The sequence below is a fragment of the Blastococcus sp. SYSU DS0617 genome (assembly GCF_054051075.1).
Genome location: NZ_JBJHAO010000013.1, coordinates 41,460 through 58,058, shown reverse-complemented (window position 1 = coordinate 58,058; position 16,599 = coordinate 41,460). Strand labels below are relative to the sequence as shown.

Genomic DNA, 16,599 nt, shown 5'->3' with positions numbered 1-16,599 from the left:
GGCAGCGTGTAGTCTCTCCCCGACCGAACGCCCGGCTCCGCGCCGGGCATCTGACCGGGAGAACGTGCAGGTCAGGGCGGTACGCGGGTGTAGTTCAATGGTAGAACATCAGCTTCCCAAGCTGACAGTGCGAGTTCGATTCTCGTCACCCGCTCCACATCCGGGGCGCTCTCACGTGCTCGACGCTCCCCACACGCCTTCCGCGACGGGGGCCCTTGGTCCCTGGGGCAGGGCCGCCCTACGGGCCAGGATCGTCCGCATGAGCACGCCCGTTCCGTCCGCGCACGTGACACCGATGCCGTCGCGTCGCCGCGCCCCGTGGCTGCTCGTCGAGGTGGACGGCTCCGCGGAGGGGCACCACGCCCTGGTCTGGGCGCTGCGCGAGGCCGCCCGGCGAGAGGCCACCGTGGTGGCCGTCAGCGTCCTCGACGCACCCGGGAACGATCCGCTGACGGGCTGCTCCCGGATGCCGCCGCGCACCCGGGAGGCGACCCGGGACCGCCTGGAGGCGCTGGTCCTGCGCGCCGTCGCGGAGACCGGCATCAGCGGGCGGACCCGCACCGCGGTTCTCGAGCGCCCCGTCTTCGAGGCGCTGGACGCGGCGGTGCACGGTGCCGACCTCGTGGTCGTGGGCGCCGGGCGCAAGCGCGTGCTCCGTCCCGCCCTCCCCCGCCCACCGCTCCGTCGCGTCTCGCGTGGCGCCTGACCGGCGGTCCGGACCGCCGCCGCACCTCCTTCCCGGAGACGACGGCCCCCCCTACCGTCGGGCCGTGACCCCGCCCGACCTGGGAGTGGCCCGATGAGCGAGGACGCCTCACGGGGCACTCCCGAGCTGGCCGCCGCCGTCCTCGCCGCTGCCTCCGGCAACCATCTCGAGGCGACCCTGCACGAGGTTGTGCACGCAGCGGTCCAGCACGTGGAGGCGACCTACGGCGCCCTGGGCGTGCTCAGCGACGACGGTCGCCGGCTCGACCGGTTCGTCATCGAGGGGATGGACCAGGACACCCGACAGCGGATCGGCACGCCGCCCACCGGGCAGGGGCTGCTCGGGCTCCTGGTGGCCGAGCCGGTCACCCTCCGGCTGGACGACCTCGCCGACCACCCGGCCTTCCGGGGCTTCCCGGACGGGCATCCGCCGATGCGCTCCTTCCTCGGCGTGCCCGTGTGCGTGGGCGACGCCGTGTTCGGCAACCTCTACCTGACCGAGAAGCGGGGCGGTGGCCCGTTCACCGATGCCGACGTCGAGGCGACGCAGGCGCTGGCCGCGGTCGCCGGGCTGGCCATCGAGAACGCGCGCCTCCTGGAGCGGGCGGAGCGGCGGCGCGCCTGGGCGCAGGCGGGGATGGACGTCTCGACCACCCTCCTCGAGGGCGCGGACCCCGACGAGGTGCTGCGCATCGCCGCGGGCCGGATCGCCGAGCTCTCCCAGGCGCAGGCAGGCGGGGTGCTCGTCCCCGTCCCGGGGGACGACGCGGCGCTGCGTGTCACGGTGGCCTTCGGCCCGAAGGGCGCCGACGCGGAGGGCGTCCGCGTGCCGATGGACGACGAGCTCCTGCGGGAGGCGCACACGTCCGGCGTCCCGAGGCTGGTCACCGACGACGAGTTCCAGCGGCTGGCCGGCTCCGCTCCGGCGCTCGCGGCGGAGTTCTCCTACGAGTACGGCCCGGCCATGCTCATCCCGGTGGGCGGGCCGCCCGCGCTGGGCACGCTGGTGGTGCTCCGGCAGCAGGACCGGGAGCCGTTCGAACCGGAGCTGCTCGACCTCGCCGCCGCCTTCGCCGCACAGGCGACGGTGGCGCTGGAGCTGGTCCGCAGCCAGCAGCGGGAGCGCCGGCTGCAGGTGCAGTCCGACCGCGACCGCATCGCCCGCGACCTGCACGACCACGTGGTCCAGCGGATCTTCGCGACCGCCCTCGCTCTGGACCGCATCGGGCGCTCGCTCGAGGCGGAGCTGCCGGACGTGGCCGCACGCCTCGCGGAGAGGGTGGACGAGCTCGACGGCACGATCTCCCGCATCCGGTCGTCGATCTTCGAGCTCCAGCACCGGGACGCCTCCCCCGAGGGCGTGCGCCACCGGCTCGCCGAGGTCGTCCGCTCGGTGGTCGACGGCCACGGCATGCGGCCGGACCTCCGGGTACACGGGGAGGTGGAGGAGCTCCCCGCCGACCTGGTGCCCGACGTCGTCGCGACGGTGCGCGAGCTGGTGACCAACGTGGTGCGGCACGCCCGTGCCGAGCGGGTCACCGTCACGGTCACCGTCACCGACGTCCTCCGCGTGCAGGTGACCGACGACGGTCGCGGGCTGCCGTCGATCACCGTGCGCAGCGGGCTGGCCAACCTGGCCGACCGCGCCGAACGACGGGGCGGACGGCTCACCGCCTCCGGCGGGCCGTCGGGCACCGAGGTGGAGTGGACCGTGCCGCTGGCCCGCTGACCGCACCTGCTCAGCCGGCGGCCGGATCCCTCAGCTGGGTCGCCAGGATGGCCGCCTGCGTACGCCGCTCGAGCCCGAGCTTGGCCAGCAGGTGGCTGGTGTAGTTCTTCACCGTCTTCTCGGCCAGCCCCATGCGGGCGCCGATCTGCCGGTTGGTCAGGCCCTCGCCGATCAGCCGCAGCACGATGCGCTCCTGGTCGGTGAGGAGCTCGAGGCGGTCACCGGCCGCGGGGGCGCGGGGGCGCGGCGGCGCCACGGGCATCTCCTCCAGCAGCGTGCCGCCGGCGGCGATGGTGTGGACGGCGGAGACCAGCGCCGGCCCGCGCACCTGCTTGAGCAGGAAGCCCGTCGCCCCGGCCCGTACCGCCGCCTCCCGCGCCTCGGGCTCGGAGAAGCTGGTCAGGACCAGGCAGGGCAGGCCCGGCAGACGCTGGCGCAGCGACCGGCAGAGATCCGCCCCGCTGCCGTCGGGCAGGCGCATGTCGAGGACGACGACGTCGGGCCGCACCGCGGGCACCCGCGCCAGCGCCTCGGCCACCGATCCTGCCTCCCCGGCCACGACCAGGGCGGGATCGTCCTCGAGCACCTCCGCGACGCCACGGCGGACCACCTCGTGGTCGTCGACGAGGAAGACCCGCACGGTCGCGCCCTGGCCTGCCACCGACCACCTCCGGAGCTGTGACCCGAGCCACAGACACTAGGCGTGTCAGGCCGGGAGCAACAGCGCCGCGTACAGCGTCAGGCCGGGGCCGAAGGCCATGGCGACCACCGGGCCGTCCACGTCGGCCATCTCCTGCAGCACCAGCAGCACCGTGGCCGACGAGCAGTTGCCGTGCTCGGAGAGCACGTGGCGGGAGGCGGCCACCTGCTCCTCCACGAGCCCGAGCTCGTCCCGGACGACGTCGATGATGCGCGGCCCGCCGGGGTGCACGGCCCAGCCGGCGACGTCCTCGACGCGCAGGCCGGCGCCGGCCAGCAGCTCCTCGACGGCCTCGCCCACGTGCTTGGACAGCACGCCGGGCACCCGCGGCGACAGACCCATGCGGAAGCCGAGGTCGGTGACGTCCCAGGTCATCAGGTCGGCGGTGGAGGCATCGGTGCGGGCCACCACGCCGGCCAGCCGGCGGCCGCGGCCCGCGCCGGGCTCGACGACGACGGCGGCCGCCGCGTCGGAGAACAGCGCGTGCGCCACGACCTGCTCGAGGTCCCGCTCGGCCGGCTGGACGTGCAGGCTGGTCAGTTCGCAGCAGAGCAGCACCGCGGGCCGGGAGCGCGCGGCGACGAAGTCGCCCACCGCGGCCAGGCCGGGGATCGCGGCGTAGCAGCCCATGTGCCCGATCAGCAGCCGCTGCAGTCCAGGGGGCATGCCCAGGTCGCTGGCCAGCCGGATGTCGAGGCCCGGGGTGGCGTACCCGGTGCAGGTGGCGACGGCGAACAGGCCGACGTCACCGGGCGCCAGCCCCGCGGCGTCCAGCGCTCCGGCCACGGCCTGCTTCCCGAGCGGCAGCGCCTCCTGCACGTAGCGCGCCATGCGCGCGCCGGTGCCCCAGTTGCTGAGGTCCTCGTCCAGCGGGTTGGCCACGGCGTGCCGGCGGCGCACCCCCGCGCCCAGGAAGATGCGCTTCGCGGCCCGGACGTCGGCGTAGTGGCCGGCGAAGAAGCCGTCCCAGGCCGCCTCCTGCTCCAGCGCGGCGGGGAGGGCCGATCCGGCCCCGGTCAGGACGGCGTCGCTCATGCCACGACGGTACGTGCGGTGGGCATCCCCTGCCGCTCAGCGCTTGCGCCCGTACCCGGCGAAGAGGGCGGCGGTGGAGCGGACCGGCTTCATGCGCACGCCCGGGCGCCGCCCGGCGAGCCAGCGGACGGCGTCGCGCAGCGAGGGGCGCAGCCCCACCAGCCGCAGGTCCAGGCCCAGCCGGTCGGCCGCGGCGAGGAGGCGGGCGCGGTCGACGAACAGCGCCGGGTCGTGGATCCCCGGCGGTGGGCCCCCGGGGAGCCGCTCGGCGACGGTGACCGTGAGGAAGCGGCCGATCCGGGTGGCGGCCAGCGCATCGATGACGAGGACGCCGCCCGGGCGCAGCAACCGGGCGCACTCCGCCAGCACGGCGACGTCGTCCTCGACGTGCTCGAGGATCTCCCCGGCCACGACGACGTCGGCGCAGCCGTCGGCCAGCGGCACGGCCAGCACCGAGCCGACCGCCGCCAGCACGCCGTGCGCCGCGGCCACCCGCAGGCTCGCCTCTCCCACGTCCACGCCGACGTGCCGGTAGCCGAGCCGGGCGACGTGGGGGGCCATCAACCCGCCGCCGCAGGCGAGATCGACCAGCACCGATCCCGGCCCCGGCGCCGGAGGGATGTGCTCGGCCCGGGAGGCGGCCAGCCAGTGCAGCGCGGCGAAACCGCCGGTCGTCTCCCACCACTGGTCGACCAGGTCGTCGTACTGCCCGGGGTCGTTCGGCGGGCGGGGCGTCGGCTGCATGCGGCTAGCCCTTCCTCAGCGGATCGTGTCCCCAGTTCATCAGGGAGTACCGCCACTTCGAGGTCTCGACGTCCTCCTTCGCCGGCTCCTGCGCCAGGTGCCGCTGCACGTAGCCGTGCACCTTCCGCATGTGGGCGAGGTCGTCGTCGGTGAGGTCGTCCTTCTTCGTACGCAGCAGTTCCACGATCCGGCGGCCGGATGCGTGCCCGGTGGACTCGCCGTCGCCGTCCTTCTGCCCGACGGCCTGCGACTCGTCGGTGTCGAGCCAGCGCTCCAGTTCCGCCGCGGTCATGTTCACGGCCTCGCCGAACTCCTGCCGCACGGTGTCGCGGTCGTCGGTCGCCATGGGTCCTCCTGGGTGTCGGCGGGTCCTGCGCGCGGTACCGCAGCCCCGTGGAGCGGAAACCGACCGACGCCGAGGCGTCCGCGCAGGCCCGGGGTGAGACCCGCGACCAGGTGCTCGACCGCAACGTCAACGAGGTCCTGCAGGAGGTCCGCGTCGTCCTCACCGGGGTGCAGGTGCTCTTCGCCTTCCTGCTGGGCCTGGCCTTCACCGGGCGCTTCCAGGACCTGGGCACGTTCGGGACGACGGTCTACGCGGTCACCCTGCTCACCACCGCGAGCGCCACCGTGCTGCTGATCGCGCCGGTGTCCTTCCACCGCACGCTGTTCCGGCTGCGGCGCAAGGAGGAGCTGGTCGCCTACGCCGACCGCTCCCTCCGGGCGGGTCTGGCGCTGCTCCTCGTCGGCATCACCAGTGCAGTGCTCCTGGTCCTCGACGTGGCGCTGGGCCGCGTCCAGGCCGTGGTCGGCTGCGCCTGCCTCGTCGTGCTCGGCGGCCTGGCCTGGTACGCGCTGCCGCTGCGTGCCCGACGCCGCGCCCGGGAGACCTGACCGGGTCTGGTACTGGTGGACCCTCACGTCCCTGGAGGTTCCCGTGTCCGTGACCGTCGTCGGCAGCGTCAACGAGGACGTGCTCATCACGGTGGGCCGGCTGCCCGGACGAGGGGAGACGGTCGTCGGCCGCTCCTCGACCCGGGCGCCCGGCGGCAAGGGCGCCAACCAGGCCGCCGCGGCGGGCCTGCTCGGGCCGGGGGTGCACATGGTGGGCCGGGTGGGCGAGGACCCCGCCGGCGACCGGCAGCTGGCGGCGCTGGCGGGCTCTCGGGTCAACGTCAGCCGGGTGCACCGCACCCCGGGCCTGCCCACGGGCACGGCCACCATCCCCGTGGAGGAGGACAGCGGCGAGAACCTGATCGTCGTGGTGCCGGGCGCCAACGACGCGCTCACCCCGGCCGACGTGGACGTCGAGCCGGTGCACCGCGCCGAGGTGCTGCTGCTGCAGCTCGAGGTGCCGGTGGAGACGGTCCTGGCCGCGGCCACCGCCGCGGGCGGCACCGTCGTCCTCACGCCGGCACCGCCCCGGTCGCTGCCCCGCGAGCTGCTCGACCGCGTCGACGTGCTGGTGCCCAACGAGCACGAACTGATGCAGCTGGCCGGTGCCGCGCCCGCCGAGCGGACACCGGCGGAGCTGGCCGGCCTGGCCCGCGGCCTGGGGGCCCGGGCCGTGGTGGTCACGCTCGGCTCGCGGGGAGCTCTCGTCGTCCCCTCCGACGGCGGCCCGGCCGTGCTGCAGGAGCCGCCCGCCGTGGCGGTCGTGGACACCACCGGTGCAGGCGACTGCTTCACCGGGGCGCTGGCGCAGGGCCTGGCCGGCGGGCAGGACCTGCGCGGTGCCGTGCGGTACGCCGTCGCCGCCGCCGCGCTGTCCACGACCGGGGCCGGCGCACGGGGCGGGCTGCCCGGTGACGACGAGGTCTGCGCGGTGCTCCCCGGGGTACCGCCGGCCGTCGAGGTGGCCTGACCGTTTCCGGTCGGGGTGGTTGCGGGCACAGGGCCGACGACACCGACCGCGTCCCGAGGAGCACCCGCGATGACCGAGCCCGAGCGCGCCACCGACGTCGACCAGCCCGAGGGCGGCACCCCGTCCCGGGAGTCCGACGGGTCGGGCACGACGCCCCACCCCGACGAGCCGGCGGAGGGCAGGGAGCGCGACGGGGGCGCCGACACCCCTGACGTCTGAGCCACCCGTCCCGCCGCCGTCCTGGCGGACGATCCCGTCCGCCATACTCGGGCCGAGACAGGTCGTCGTCGAGGGAGGACGCGTGCGGCACGCCTCCCTCCTCGCCGGCCTGTCGGCGCTGGCGCTCCTGGCGCTGCCCGCCTGCTCGGACGACGGCGCGCCGGACGGCACGGCCGCCGTCGTCTCCGGCGACCCGGCCGCCTGCCCGGGCGAGGTGCTCGACGTCGTGGTGTCCGTGGCGGCGTGGAGCGGGGTCGTCCAGCGGCTGGGCGGGGACTGCGCCACGGTCACCACCATCGCCGGCTCGGCGCCCGACCTGCCCCCGGCCGACCGGGCCCTCGTCGCCGCCGCCGACCTCGTGGTGGTCAACGGGCTCAGCTACGACGAGTCCGCGACGGAGGCCGCGGAGGCTGCGTCGGGCGATCCCGTCGTGGTGAGCGCCGCGGAGGTCGTCGGTCGCGCGGCGCGGAGCGGCGACCCGTACCTCTGGTACGAGCCGGCCGCCGTTCCCGAGGTGAGCGCGGCGATCGCCCGGGAGCTCGCCGACCTCTCCCCCGACGCGGCTCCGTACTTCGACGCGCAGCACACGGCCTGGACCGCCGAGCTGCAACCCGTCGTCGAGACGGTCGCCGTCCTCCGGGACGAGGCGTCCGGCCGCACCTACGCCGCGACCCGGCCGCTGTACGGGCGCACGGCCGAGGCCGTCGGGCTGGTCGACGAGACCCCGCGGGGGTTCCTCCGCAGCGTGCGGTCGGGGACCGACCCGTCGCCGGACGACGTCGCCACCTTCGAGTCGCTGCTGCGCGACGGGGCGGTCGCGGTCCTGATCGAGGACGGCGCGGCCGACGGAGACGTCCAGGAGCAGCTGCGCGAGGCGGCCGACGACGGGGACGTGCCCGTCGTGGCGGTCACCGAGGGCCCGCCGGACGACGTCCCGTTCGTCGAGTGGCAGCTGGAGCAGCTCACCTCGCTGACCGAGGCGCTCGCGGAGGACGGCTGACCGCGACGGACGGCGGGCCGTGACGGATCTCTCCCCTCCTGAGCGGTGACATGCCCTCCGCGCCTGGTTTCCGGGCGCGACTCAGGGGCAGGCTGCATGCATGGACGACGATCAGCGCGAAGCCCGAGCAGCCGACTCCTCGACGCGACCCACGTCCGGCGAGGAGCGGGAGACCACGTCGCCGGCCGCCGCGGTGGCCCGGATGCTGGCCAACCCGCGCCGCGTGCGCCGCTCCTGACCCCAGCGGGGCATCGCCCCGCCACCCCCCGGGGCGGTGACGGTCGGTGATCACACCGGCCTCAGCAGCCCGTTCCACCTCGCACGGCCCGTAAACCTCTCGTCACTCAGAGCGAGCAGAACCGGCGTGCCGCGGACTCCTCCGTTCCGAGCTGGGGCAGCATGCCTCCCGTGACCGCCGCCCTCCCACTCGCCTCCGTCGACGACATCTCGACCCCGGTCCGCCGGAGCCGTGCCGAACGTCAGGCGATCGTGCTCGACACCGCGGAGCGGCTGTTCTCCAGCCGCAGCTCGCGCAGCGTCGGCATGGACGAGCTCGTCCGCGAGACCGGACTCGGCAAGATGACCGTCTACCGGCTCTTCAAGAGCAAGGACGACCTGGTCGGGGCATACCTCGCCCGCAAGTCCGCGACCGTGCTCGGCTTCATCGACGCCGAGCTCGGCCGGCTGGAGGGCGACCCGCGCGCCGCACTGCTGTCCGTCGTGGACGCCGTCGAGCGGGACGTCACCCGCGTCGGCTTCCGCGGCTGCCCGTTCACCAACGTCAGCAGCGAGTACGACGACCCGCAGCACCCCGCCCGCAGCGCCGCGGCCGACTACAAGTTCGAGCTGCACACGCGCCTCGAGCGGCTGACCGACCAGATCGTGCCCGGTGGCGGGGAGGACCTGGCCGCGCAGATCCACCTGATCATCGACGGCATGTACCTCTCCGGGGGCCTCCTCGGCCCGGACGGCCCCGCCGCGCACGGCCGCCGGCTGGCCGAGAAGCTGGTCGACGCGGCGGTCGCCCGCGGCTGACCTGCGCGTCGCGCACCGGCGCCGCAGGATGGGCGGGTGAGCAACGACCGCACCCGACCCGATCTCGACGACACGACCGTCGAGGCGCTGGGCAAGCTCTCCGAGGCCCTGGAGACGGTCGACCAGGCCCGCGGCTTCCTCTACGCGTTCCACCAGCTCACCGGGAAGGCCGACCGCCTCCTGCAGGAGTCGGTGGACCTCTTCGAGCAGGCCGGCGCGACCGAGCTGGCCGCCGACCTCGACCGCGACCTCGTCGGGCGCAACGTCATCGCCGACCGGTGGACCTTCCAGATCGTCGAGGACTTCGACGCCGGCTACTGGGGCGCGTTCCGCAGCTACGACGCGCGCGCCCGCGAGGAGCTCGCCGACGGCGACCGGCACGTCTTCGAGGCGCGCATGAAGCAGCGCGAGCGCACGGCCGGCCATCCCCGGCACGAGGCAGGACCCTCGCTGGCCGACCAGCCCTGAGCCCGTTTCCCGTCCTGCACGAGCGGGAAGGACGAGACGGTGACGATGCCCGACGGAAACAACGCAGGATCCGACCGCGAGGCCAAGCCCCTGGGGGCCGACAAGGCGCCCGGCGAGGACCGCGACTCCCTCGGGGCCGTGGAGGGCCCGGCCGACGGGATCGCCGGCCCGGCCTACCCGCCCGCCGACACCGAACCGGACGCCCAGTGACCGCCCCCGACCCCCGCGCGACGGGCGGCGCCCGTGACCCGCTGAGCGTCGGACTCGACCACCCCACGACCGGGGCGCCGGCCTCCGAGCCGGCTCCCACGACGCCCTCGAGGCCGGGCCGCACGCGCCAGACAGGCCGCACCATCGGGACGTCGCTGGCGCTCGGCCTGCTGATCTTCGTCACGGTCGTGCTTGTGCTGTTCGTCGTCTTCAACGGCGAGACGGTGCCGATCAGCCTCGTCTTCACCGACGTCGAGGCGCCGCTGGTCGTGGCACTGCTGATCGCGGCCGGGCTCGGCGCCCTGGTCGGCTGGCTCCTGAGCCTGGTGCTCCGCACCCGCCGCCGCCACCGCTCCTGACCCATCCTCCACGCGGGCACCCCTCCGGGGCGTGTCCGCGTGGAGGGCTGCCCGCTCCGCGCTACCAGCCGGTAACATCCCTTGTTACTGGCGAGTAGCAACAGCCGTCCACCGGCACGGAGCACGGGAGCACCTACAGCGATGACGCACTACACCGCCAACCTGCGGGACCTCGAGTTCAACCTCTTCGAGTTCCTCGACACCAAGGACCGGTTCGGCACCGGACCCTTCGCGCAGATGGACGCCAAGACCGCGCGCGGTGTGCTGGCGGAGATCCGGAAGCTCGCCGAGGGACCCATCGCCGCCTCGTTCACCGACGCCGACCGCAACCCGCCGGTGTTCGACCCGGCCACGAAGTCGGTGACCCTCCCCGAGTCGTTCAAGAACTCGGTCCGCGCGCTCGACGCCGGAGAGTGGTTCCGCCTGGACCTGTCCGAGGAGCTCGGCGGCTTCGGCGCGCCCGCGGTGCTGACCTGGGGCGCCTTCGAGATGGTGCTCGGCGCCAACCCCGCCGTCTTCATGTACGGCTCCGGCCCCTCCTTCGCCCAGACGCTGTACGACCTGGGCACCGAGGAGCAGAAGAAGCTCGCCCGCCTGATGATCGACAAGGGCTGGGGCGCCACGATGGTGCTCACCGAGCCCGACGCGGGGTCCGACGTCGGCGCCGGCCGGACCAAGGCCGTGCAGCAGCCCGACGGCTCCTGGCACATCTCCGGCGTGAAGCGGTTCATCACCTCCGCCGAGCACGACCTCAGCGACAACATCATCCACCTCGTGCTGGCCCGCCCCGAGGGCGCGAAGGCCGGCACCAAGGGACTGTCGCTGTTCGTCGTCCCCAAGTTCCACGTCGACCTGGAGACCGGTGAGCTCGGCGAGCGCAACGGCGCCTACGTCACCAACGTCGAGAAGAAGATGGGCCTCAAGGTCTCCACCACCTGCGAGGTGACCTTCGGCGACGGCCCCGTGCCCGCCAAGGGCTGGCTGGTCGGCGAGGTGCACGACGGCATCGCCCAGATGTTCAAGATCATCGAGTACGCCCGGATGTTCGTCGGCACCAAGGCGATCGCGACGCTGTCGGCCGGCTACCAGGTGGCGCTGGACTACGCGAAGACCCGGGTCCAGGGTGCCGACCTGACGGCGACGTCCAAGGACGCCCCGCGGGTCACGATCACCCACCACCCCGACGTGCGCCGCTCGCTGATGCTGCAGAAGTCCTACGCCGAGGGCATGCGGGCGCTCTACCTGTACACGGCCAGCTTCCGCGACCAGGTGACCGCCGCCGAGGCCGAGGGAACCGCGGACAGCGAGCAGGCGACGCTCGCCGCCCGCCTCAACGACCTGCTGCTGCCGATCGTGAAGGGCTTCGGCTCCGAGCGCGCCACCCAGCTGCTCACCGCCGAGTCGCTGCAGACCCTGGGCGGTTCGGGCTTCCTCCAGGACTACCCGATCGAGCAGTACATCCGCGACTCCAAGATCGACACCCTCTACGAGGGCACCACGGCGATCCAGGGCCAGGACTTCTTCTTCCGGAAGATCGTCAAGGACGGCGGGGTCGCGCTGACCTGGCTGGCCGGGCAGATCCAGGCCACCGTCGAGTCCGAGGCGGGCAACGGCCGGCTCAAGGAGGAGCGCGCCGCCCTCGCGGCGGCGCTGGGCGAGGTGCAGGGCATGCTCACCGCGATGTTCGGCCACCTCACCGAGGCCCAGCAGGACATGAAGGCGCTGTACAAGGTCGGCCAGAACAGCAGCCGCCTGCTGCTGTCGGTCGGCGACCTGGTCACCGCCTGGCTGCTGGTGCGCCAGTCGGAGGTCGCCCTGGCCGCGCTGGCCGGGGACGTCAGCGAGAAGGACCGGTTCTTCTACGAGGGCAAGCTCGCCGCCACCCGGTTCTTCACCAGCCAGGTGCTGCCGCGGCTGGCCTCCGAGCGGATCATCGTCGAGAACACCGACAACGCCCTCATGGAGGTCGACGAGGCCTGCTTCTGAGCCTCGCTCCGCACGGCGACGCACCGCTCCTCCCGCGAGGGAGGGCGGTGCGTCGCCGTTTCAGCCCAGGGGCACCGGGCAAGGGTCTGAGACGACTACGTCGAGCGAGGAGGCACCGTGAGCGACCCGCAGGGCAGCGACCGGATTCAGCAGGACATCCCGACGGCGTCGGGCACCGGTGCCAACAGCGACCTGGCGTCGTCCTCCGACGACGTGCCCCTCACCCGTGAGGACGCCCTGGAGCGCGACGCCGCTCACGGCGACGACCTGCCCGCCGGGGCCGACGGCGACGTCGCGCGGGCTCGGCGGGCCGGCGCCTCGGGCGAGGTCGCCGACCCCACCACAAGATCCGGAGGACGAGACGTATGAGCGACCCCGAGGGCACCGGCTACCGGGACTCCCCCGACACCACCGACGGCACCGCCCCCGCGCCGGACGACGCAGCCGAGGGGTCGGCGACGCTGACCACCGACGACGAGGCACAGCGCGACGACGGGGTCGCCCGCCCTGGCAACGAGTCCGACTGACCCGCCTACGCTGATCAGGTGCCCGCCGCTGTCCTGACCGTGCTGGCGGCGCCGGAGTGGCAGGCCCGGGCGGCCGCGCACGAGGCGCGCATCGACCGCTGGGCGGTGCCGCACCGCGAGCGGCGCACGCGGGGCGAGACGCACCCGGTGCACGACTTCCTCTTCACGTACTACTCGCACGCCCCCGGGCGGCTCCGCCGGTGGCAGCCGGGCGTCGGCACGGCGCTCGCGCCGACGGCGGACGGCCCCGCACCGCACGCCGCCTGGCGCTGGTACCGCACCGACGACGACGGCATCGTGTCGCTGGACCGCGCGGGCTACCTGGCCGAGCGCGGGTCGACGGTGGACTTCGTGCACGGGCTGCTCGCCGCCACCGCGGGCCGCCCTGTCTTCGCCGGCTGCTTCGGGCTGCACGAGTGGGCGATGGTCTACCGCGCCGACGAGCGGCGGCACGCCCTGCCGCTCCGACTGGGCCGGGCGGGCACCGATGCCGTCGTCGAGGGGCATCCCGTCCGCTGCAGCCACTACGACGCCTTCCGGTTCTTCACCCCGGAGGCGGTGGGGCGCAACCGGCTGCAGCCCACCCGGGAGACCCAGGCCGCGATGGAGCAGCCCGGCTGCCTGCACGCGACGATGGACCTCTACAAGTGGGCCTACAAGCTCGGCCCGGCCGTGCCCGGTGAGCTGCTCGCCGACTGCTTCGCCCTCGCCTCCGACGTCCGCGAGCTGGACATGCGCGCGTCGCCGTACGACCTGCACGCCCTCGGTTACCCGGCCGTCGCCATCGAGACGCCGGAGGGGAAGGCCGAGTACGCCGCGGCCCAGCGGGAGTTCGCCCGCCGTGGTGGTGAACTGCGGCAACGGCTGATCGACGTCTGCGAGACCCTGACCCAGGGATGAGATGTTCACCTCGTCGCCGTACCGTCAGGCCGTGACCTCCCTCCACGACACCCGCTGGTTGCAGCTCGACGGCACCGCGAACACGCGCGACCTGGGTGGGCTGCCCACCACCGACGGCGGTCGCACGCTGCCCAACCGCATCCTGCGCAGCGACAACCTGCAGACCCTCAGCGACGCCGACGTGCAGCGCCTCGTCGAGGAGATCGGACTGCGCGAGGTCATCGACCTGCGCACCTCCGCGGAGGTGCTGCTCGAGGGGCGCGGGCCGCTGCGGGCCAGGCCGGAGGTCACCCACCGGCACTTCACTCTGCTGCCCGAGCGCGGCCAGTACACCGACGTGTTTGCCGTCGAGGAGCCCGAGGTCCCCGACCTCCCGGACGGCTGGCTCGACTCGCTCCTCCCCCGGCACGTGGCCGAGCACGACGAGAAGGAGCCGGCGCCGGTGCGCAGCTACCTCGGCTACCTGTCCCAGCGCGGGCACGCCGTCACCGATGCCCTGCGGGCCCTGGCAGCGCAGGACGAGGGCGCCTCGATCGTCCACTGCGCGGCCGGCAAGGACCGCACCGGCGTGGTCGTGGCGCTGGCCCTCGCCGTGGCCGGCGTGCCGCACGAGGAGATCGCGATCGACTACGGGCTCAGCGGCGACAGGATCGACGCGATCGTCGCGCGCCTGCGGGCCACCCCGACCTACGGCGGGGACACGGCACAGCGGAACACCGCCGACCACGCTCCCCGCCGGGAGACGATGGACCGGGTGCTGGAACTGCTCGACGAGCGGTACGGCGGCCCGATCGGCTGGCTGGAGCAGCACGGCTTCGGTGCCGACGAGCAGGCCGCCCTCCGCGCCCGCTTGCGCGACTGAGCGACCGACCGGTCAGCCGGCCGGTCGCGGGGAGCGTTCCTGCTTGTGCCGGTACATCGCGGCATCGGCCTGCCGCAGCAGCTCCTCCGCGCTGCCACCGGGCTGGTGCACGGCCACGCCGACGCTGGTGCCCACCGCCACCTCACTGCCCTCGAGCCGGAAGGGCTCGGCGAAGCAGTCCTGGACCCGACCGGCCAGCCCGTGCGCGTCGGCGGGATCCCCCAGGTCCGGGAGGATGATCGCGAACTCGTCGCCGCTGAGCCGGCCGACGACGTCGCACGGGCGGATCGCCGCTCGCAGCCGGGCGGCGACCTGGCGGAGCAGTTCGTCGCCGGCCGCGTGGCCGTGGGTGTCGTTGACCTGCTTGAACCGGTCGAGATCGCAGAAGAGCACGGCCAGGTGGGCGTCGTGCGCGGCCGACGTCAGCTCGGCGACCAGTCGCTCGCGGAAGAGCACCCGGTTCGGCAGGCCGGTGAGAGCGTCGTGCGTGGCCTGGTGCCGCACGGTCTGCAGCAGCCGAGCGCGCTGCAGGGCCGAGGTGGCCTGGTCCCCGACGCCGGTGAGCCGCGCGAGCACGTCGCCGTGGAGTTCCGCCGGCGCCTGTCCGGCCTCCCAGCTCGCGGTGGCGACGCCGAGGAACGTGCCACCGGCCACGAGCGGGAGCGCGACGACGTCCGTGACGTCGATCTGTGCGAGCAACCGGCGCAGTCCGGGGCTGCTCTCGGCTTCCCGGATGATGCGCGGCTCGCGGGTCGTGAGCAGCTCCACCAGCTCGGGTGTGTCCTCGGGGCTGAGCGGGGTCTCGAGGAAGACGCCCCGCACGTCGCGGAAGAGGTTCGCCGTCGAGTGCGCGCGGAGCTGCCCTGCGGCCGGATCCCAGAGCATGACCGACGCGCTGGTGCAGCCGACGACGCGCGGCAGGGTGTCGGCGACGACCGAGCAGATCGCCTCCACGTCCTCGGCGGCGGCCAGCTCGTGCGCCAGCGCCAGGAGCGCGCCGGCACGGCTGGCCTCGAGGCGGGCGTCGTCCAGGGCGAACAGGAGCTCGAGCGCGGCGGCCGCATGCCCCGCGTAGGCGGCCAGCATGGCCTGCTCGTCGTCCATGGAGCCGTCCCCCGTGGGGTAGACGGCGGCCAGCTTGCCGTGCCGGCGACGCGCGGACGCCACGTCGACGACGACAACGCTGGGGCCGATGTCCTGGCCGGCCAGCAACCGCCGGGCCAGGTCCTGTGCCTCGTCGGCGGGGATGCCGGTGCTGTGCACCAGCGGCGGGCCGCCGCCCGGTGCCGCGACGGCGAGCAGGTGGGCAGGCGCCAGCACGGCCTCGCCGGCCCGCGCCACGATCCGCCGCAGCACGGTGTCGAGGTCGTCGCTGCCGACCAGGTCGGTGGCCGCGGACTGCAGCGTGTGGAGCTGGCCGCGCAACGCGGCGAGCTCCCGGTCGGCTGCGCCGTCGGTGCGCCGACGCCGCCGGAGCCGTGACCGGCGTTCCCACGCGACCTCGTAGACGCACGTGCGGCCGCCGTCGACCCGGCACCGCGAGGAGACGATCACGCCGGTGGGCAGCCCGAAGATCTCCGGCACCGTAGTGGCGAGGCCGCGGGCGTAGTCGCAGTCCAGCGCGGAGTGCTCGTAGCCCTCGTGCAGGTGGAGGGCGGCGGTGGCCGAGGTCGCCGACGTCGCGAGGATCTCCATGGTGGAGACCGTCGTGAACTTCGCCGCGGCACGGGGCAGCCGCCGGAAGACCTGGCGGGGGGTTCCCAGGGCGCGCAGCACCAGCAGCAGGGAGTGGGCCAGCCCGCTGCGCATGGCGGCGGCCCCGACGTGGAACATCACGTCCGGGTCGTCGAGCACCTCGGTCGCCGCCGAGAACAGGCGCACCCGCGTGGCGTAGCTGAACCACCGTGACTGGTCGGCGAGCTCCTCGGCGGTCGCGGTGACGCCCGCCCGCTCGAGGAGCCGGGCGACCGCGTCCCGGCCTCCCCGTGCCTCGACGTAGGTCAGCAGCCCCGCGGTGGTGACACCGGACGTCTCCCGCGCCTCTGGTTCAGCGCTGCGTCCTCCACTGAGGGTCACCGCGAGCTCCTCGTCGAGTCGGGACACGCCGACGGCGCGAGCGGGACCCTAACGCCAGAGCAGGCCGCTTCGCTGATCGTGCGTACGCGCGTCACGAGGAAATATCGGCATCCACCGGCACGGACCTGAGCATGACCACCCATGTGGGGGAGGCGCCGACCGGCGAGCGCCCTCCGGACA

Annotated in this window: 21 protein-coding genes and 1 tRNA gene; 17 read left to right on the top strand and 5 right to left on the bottom strand. The window is 74.2% G+C overall.

Annotated elements, in window-relative coordinates:
• The first annotated feature begins 83 nt into the window (after nt 1-83).
• The 3 genes from ACI793_RS14700 (at nt 84) to ACI793_RS14690 (ending at nt 2,434) form a co-directional block, all read left to right on the top strand.
• A tRNA-Gly gene (locus ACI793_RS14700) sits at nt 84-157 on the top strand.
• A gap of 102 nt (nt 158-259) precedes the next feature.
• Nucleotides 260-706, top strand: coding sequence for a universal stress protein (locus ACI793_RS14695; RefSeq protein WP_456607120.1), 447 nt, complete (start codon nt 260-262; stop codon nt 704-706).
• Nucleotides 707-799: 93 nt separating this feature from the next.
• Complete coding sequence (locus tag ACI793_RS14690) at nt 800-2,434, top strand: GAF domain-containing protein (protein ID WP_456607119.1); 1,635 nt, start codon at nt 800-802, stop codon at nt 2,432-2,434.
• Nucleotides 2,435-2,444: 10 nt separating this feature from the next.
• Here ACI793_RS14690 and ACI793_RS14685 read toward each other — a convergent pair whose 3' ends face one another.
• The 4 genes from ACI793_RS14685 to ACI793_RS14670 are packed head-to-tail and all read right to left on the bottom strand — an operon-like array spanning nt 2,445 to nt 5,259.
• On the bottom strand, nt 2,445-3,095 hold the full coding sequence (locus ACI793_RS14685; RefSeq protein WP_456607118.1) for a response regulator: 651 nt from the start codon (nt 3,093-3,095) through the stop codon (nt 2,445-2,447).
• 45 nt (nt 3,096-3,140) lie between these two features.
• Nucleotides 3,141-4,169 (bottom strand): type III polyketide synthase, encoded by a 1,029-nt coding sequence (locus ACI793_RS14680; protein ID WP_456607117.1) that lies wholly within the window; start codon nt 4,167-4,169, stop codon nt 3,141-3,143.
• 36 nt (nt 4,170-4,205) lie between these two features.
• Nucleotides 4,206-4,913 carry a methyltransferase domain-containing protein gene (locus ACI793_RS14675; protein ID WP_456607116.1) on the bottom strand — a complete coding sequence of 236 codons (708 nt, stop codon included), beginning with the start codon at nt 4,911-4,913 and terminating at the stop codon, nt 4,206-4,208.
• Between the two features lie 4 nt (nt 4,914-4,917).
• Complete coding sequence (locus tag ACI793_RS14670) at nt 4,918-5,259, bottom strand: DUF3140 domain-containing protein (RefSeq protein WP_456607115.1); 342 nt, start codon at nt 5,257-5,259, stop codon at nt 4,918-4,920.
• A gap of 47 nt (nt 5,260-5,306) precedes the next feature.
• Here ACI793_RS14670 and ACI793_RS14665 point away from each other — a divergent pair, with 47 nt between their 5' ends.
• The 14 genes from ACI793_RS14665 (at nt 5,307) to ACI793_RS14600 (ending at nt 14,343) form a co-directional block, all read left to right on the top strand.
• Nucleotides 5,307-5,807, top strand: a complete 501-nt coding sequence (locus tag ACI793_RS14665; RefSeq protein ID WP_456607114.1) for a DUF6328 family protein — start codon at nt 5,307-5,309, stop codon at nt 5,805-5,807.
• A 43-nt stretch (nt 5,808-5,850) separates the two neighbouring features.
• On the top strand, nt 5,851-6,777 hold the full coding sequence (locus tag ACI793_RS14660; RefSeq protein ID WP_456607113.1) for a ribokinase: 927 nt from the start codon (nt 5,851-5,853) through the stop codon (nt 6,775-6,777).
• A gap of 69 nt (nt 6,778-6,846) precedes the next feature.
• Complete coding sequence (locus tag ACI793_RS14655) at nt 6,847-6,996, top strand: hypothetical protein (RefSeq protein ID WP_456607112.1); 150 nt, start codon at nt 6,847-6,849, stop codon at nt 6,994-6,996.
• 82 nt (nt 6,997-7,078) lie between these two features.
• The gene (locus tag ACI793_RS14650) at nt 7,079-7,996 is read left to right on the top strand and encodes a metal ABC transporter solute-binding protein, Zn/Mn family (protein ID WP_456607111.1); all 918 of its coding nucleotides are present in this window, start codon (nt 7,079-7,081) and stop codon (nt 7,994-7,996) included.
• Between the two features lie 100 nt (nt 7,997-8,096).
• Nucleotides 8,097-8,234 carry a hypothetical protein gene (locus ACI793_RS14645; RefSeq protein WP_456607110.1) on the top strand — a complete coding sequence of 46 codons (138 nt, stop codon included), beginning with the start codon at nt 8,097-8,099 and terminating at the stop codon, nt 8,232-8,234.
• A gap of 170 nt (nt 8,235-8,404) precedes the next feature.
• Nucleotides 8,405-9,031, top strand: coding sequence for a TetR/AcrR family transcriptional regulator (locus ACI793_RS14640; RefSeq protein ID WP_456607109.1), 627 nt, complete (start codon nt 8,405-8,407; stop codon nt 9,029-9,031).
• A 36-nt stretch (nt 9,032-9,067) separates the two neighbouring features.
• On the top strand, nt 9,068-9,499 hold the full coding sequence (locus ACI793_RS14635; RefSeq protein ID WP_456607108.1) for a hypothetical protein: 432 nt from the start codon (nt 9,068-9,070) through the stop codon (nt 9,497-9,499).
• 39 nt (nt 9,500-9,538) lie between these two features.
• Nucleotides 9,539-9,709, top strand: a complete 171-nt coding sequence (locus ACI793_RS14630) for a hypothetical protein (RefSeq protein ID WP_311344034.1) — start codon at nt 9,539-9,541, stop codon at nt 9,707-9,709.
• A complete protein-coding gene (locus ACI793_RS14625; protein WP_456607107.1) occupies nt 9,706-10,068 on the top strand; it encodes a LapA family protein in 363 nt (120 codons plus the stop codon). The genes ACI793_RS14630 and ACI793_RS14625 overlap by 4 nt, the downstream gene beginning before the upstream one ends.
• A 141-nt stretch (nt 10,069-10,209) precedes the next feature.
• Nucleotides 10,210-12,054 (top strand): acyl-CoA dehydrogenase, encoded by a 1,845-nt coding sequence (locus ACI793_RS14620; protein WP_456607106.1) that lies wholly within the window; start codon nt 10,210-10,212, stop codon nt 12,052-12,054.
• Nucleotides 12,055-12,171: 117 nt separating this feature from the next.
• Entirely contained in the window at nt 12,172-12,423 is a 252-nt protein-coding gene (locus ACI793_RS14615; RefSeq protein WP_456607105.1) for a hypothetical protein, read from the top strand.
• A complete protein-coding gene (locus ACI793_RS14610; protein WP_456607104.1) occupies nt 12,420-12,581 on the top strand; it encodes a hypothetical protein in 162 nt (53 codons plus the stop codon). Before ACI793_RS14615 ends, ACI793_RS14610 begins: the two co-directional genes overlap by 4 nt.
• Before the next feature lie 18 nt (nt 12,582-12,599).
• Nucleotides 12,600-13,481: a 3-methyladenine DNA glycosylase gene (locus ACI793_RS14605; RefSeq protein ID WP_456607103.1), complete on the top strand. Its 882-nt coding sequence runs from the start codon at nt 12,600-12,602 to the stop codon at nt 13,479-13,481.
• Between the two features lie 31 nt (nt 13,482-13,512).
• A complete protein-coding gene (locus ACI793_RS14600) occupies nt 13,513-14,343 on the top strand; it encodes a tyrosine-protein phosphatase (protein WP_456607102.1) in 831 nt (276 codons plus the stop codon).
• 12 nt (nt 14,344-14,355) lie between these two features.
• Here ACI793_RS14600 and ACI793_RS14595 read toward each other — a convergent pair whose 3' ends face one another.
• The gene (locus tag ACI793_RS14595; RefSeq protein WP_456607101.1) at nt 14,356-16,419 is read right to left on the bottom strand and encodes a diguanylate cyclase domain-containing protein; all 2,064 of its coding nucleotides are present in this window, start codon (nt 16,417-16,419) and stop codon (nt 14,356-14,358) included.
• Nucleotides 16,420-16,599 lie beyond the last annotated feature (180 nt).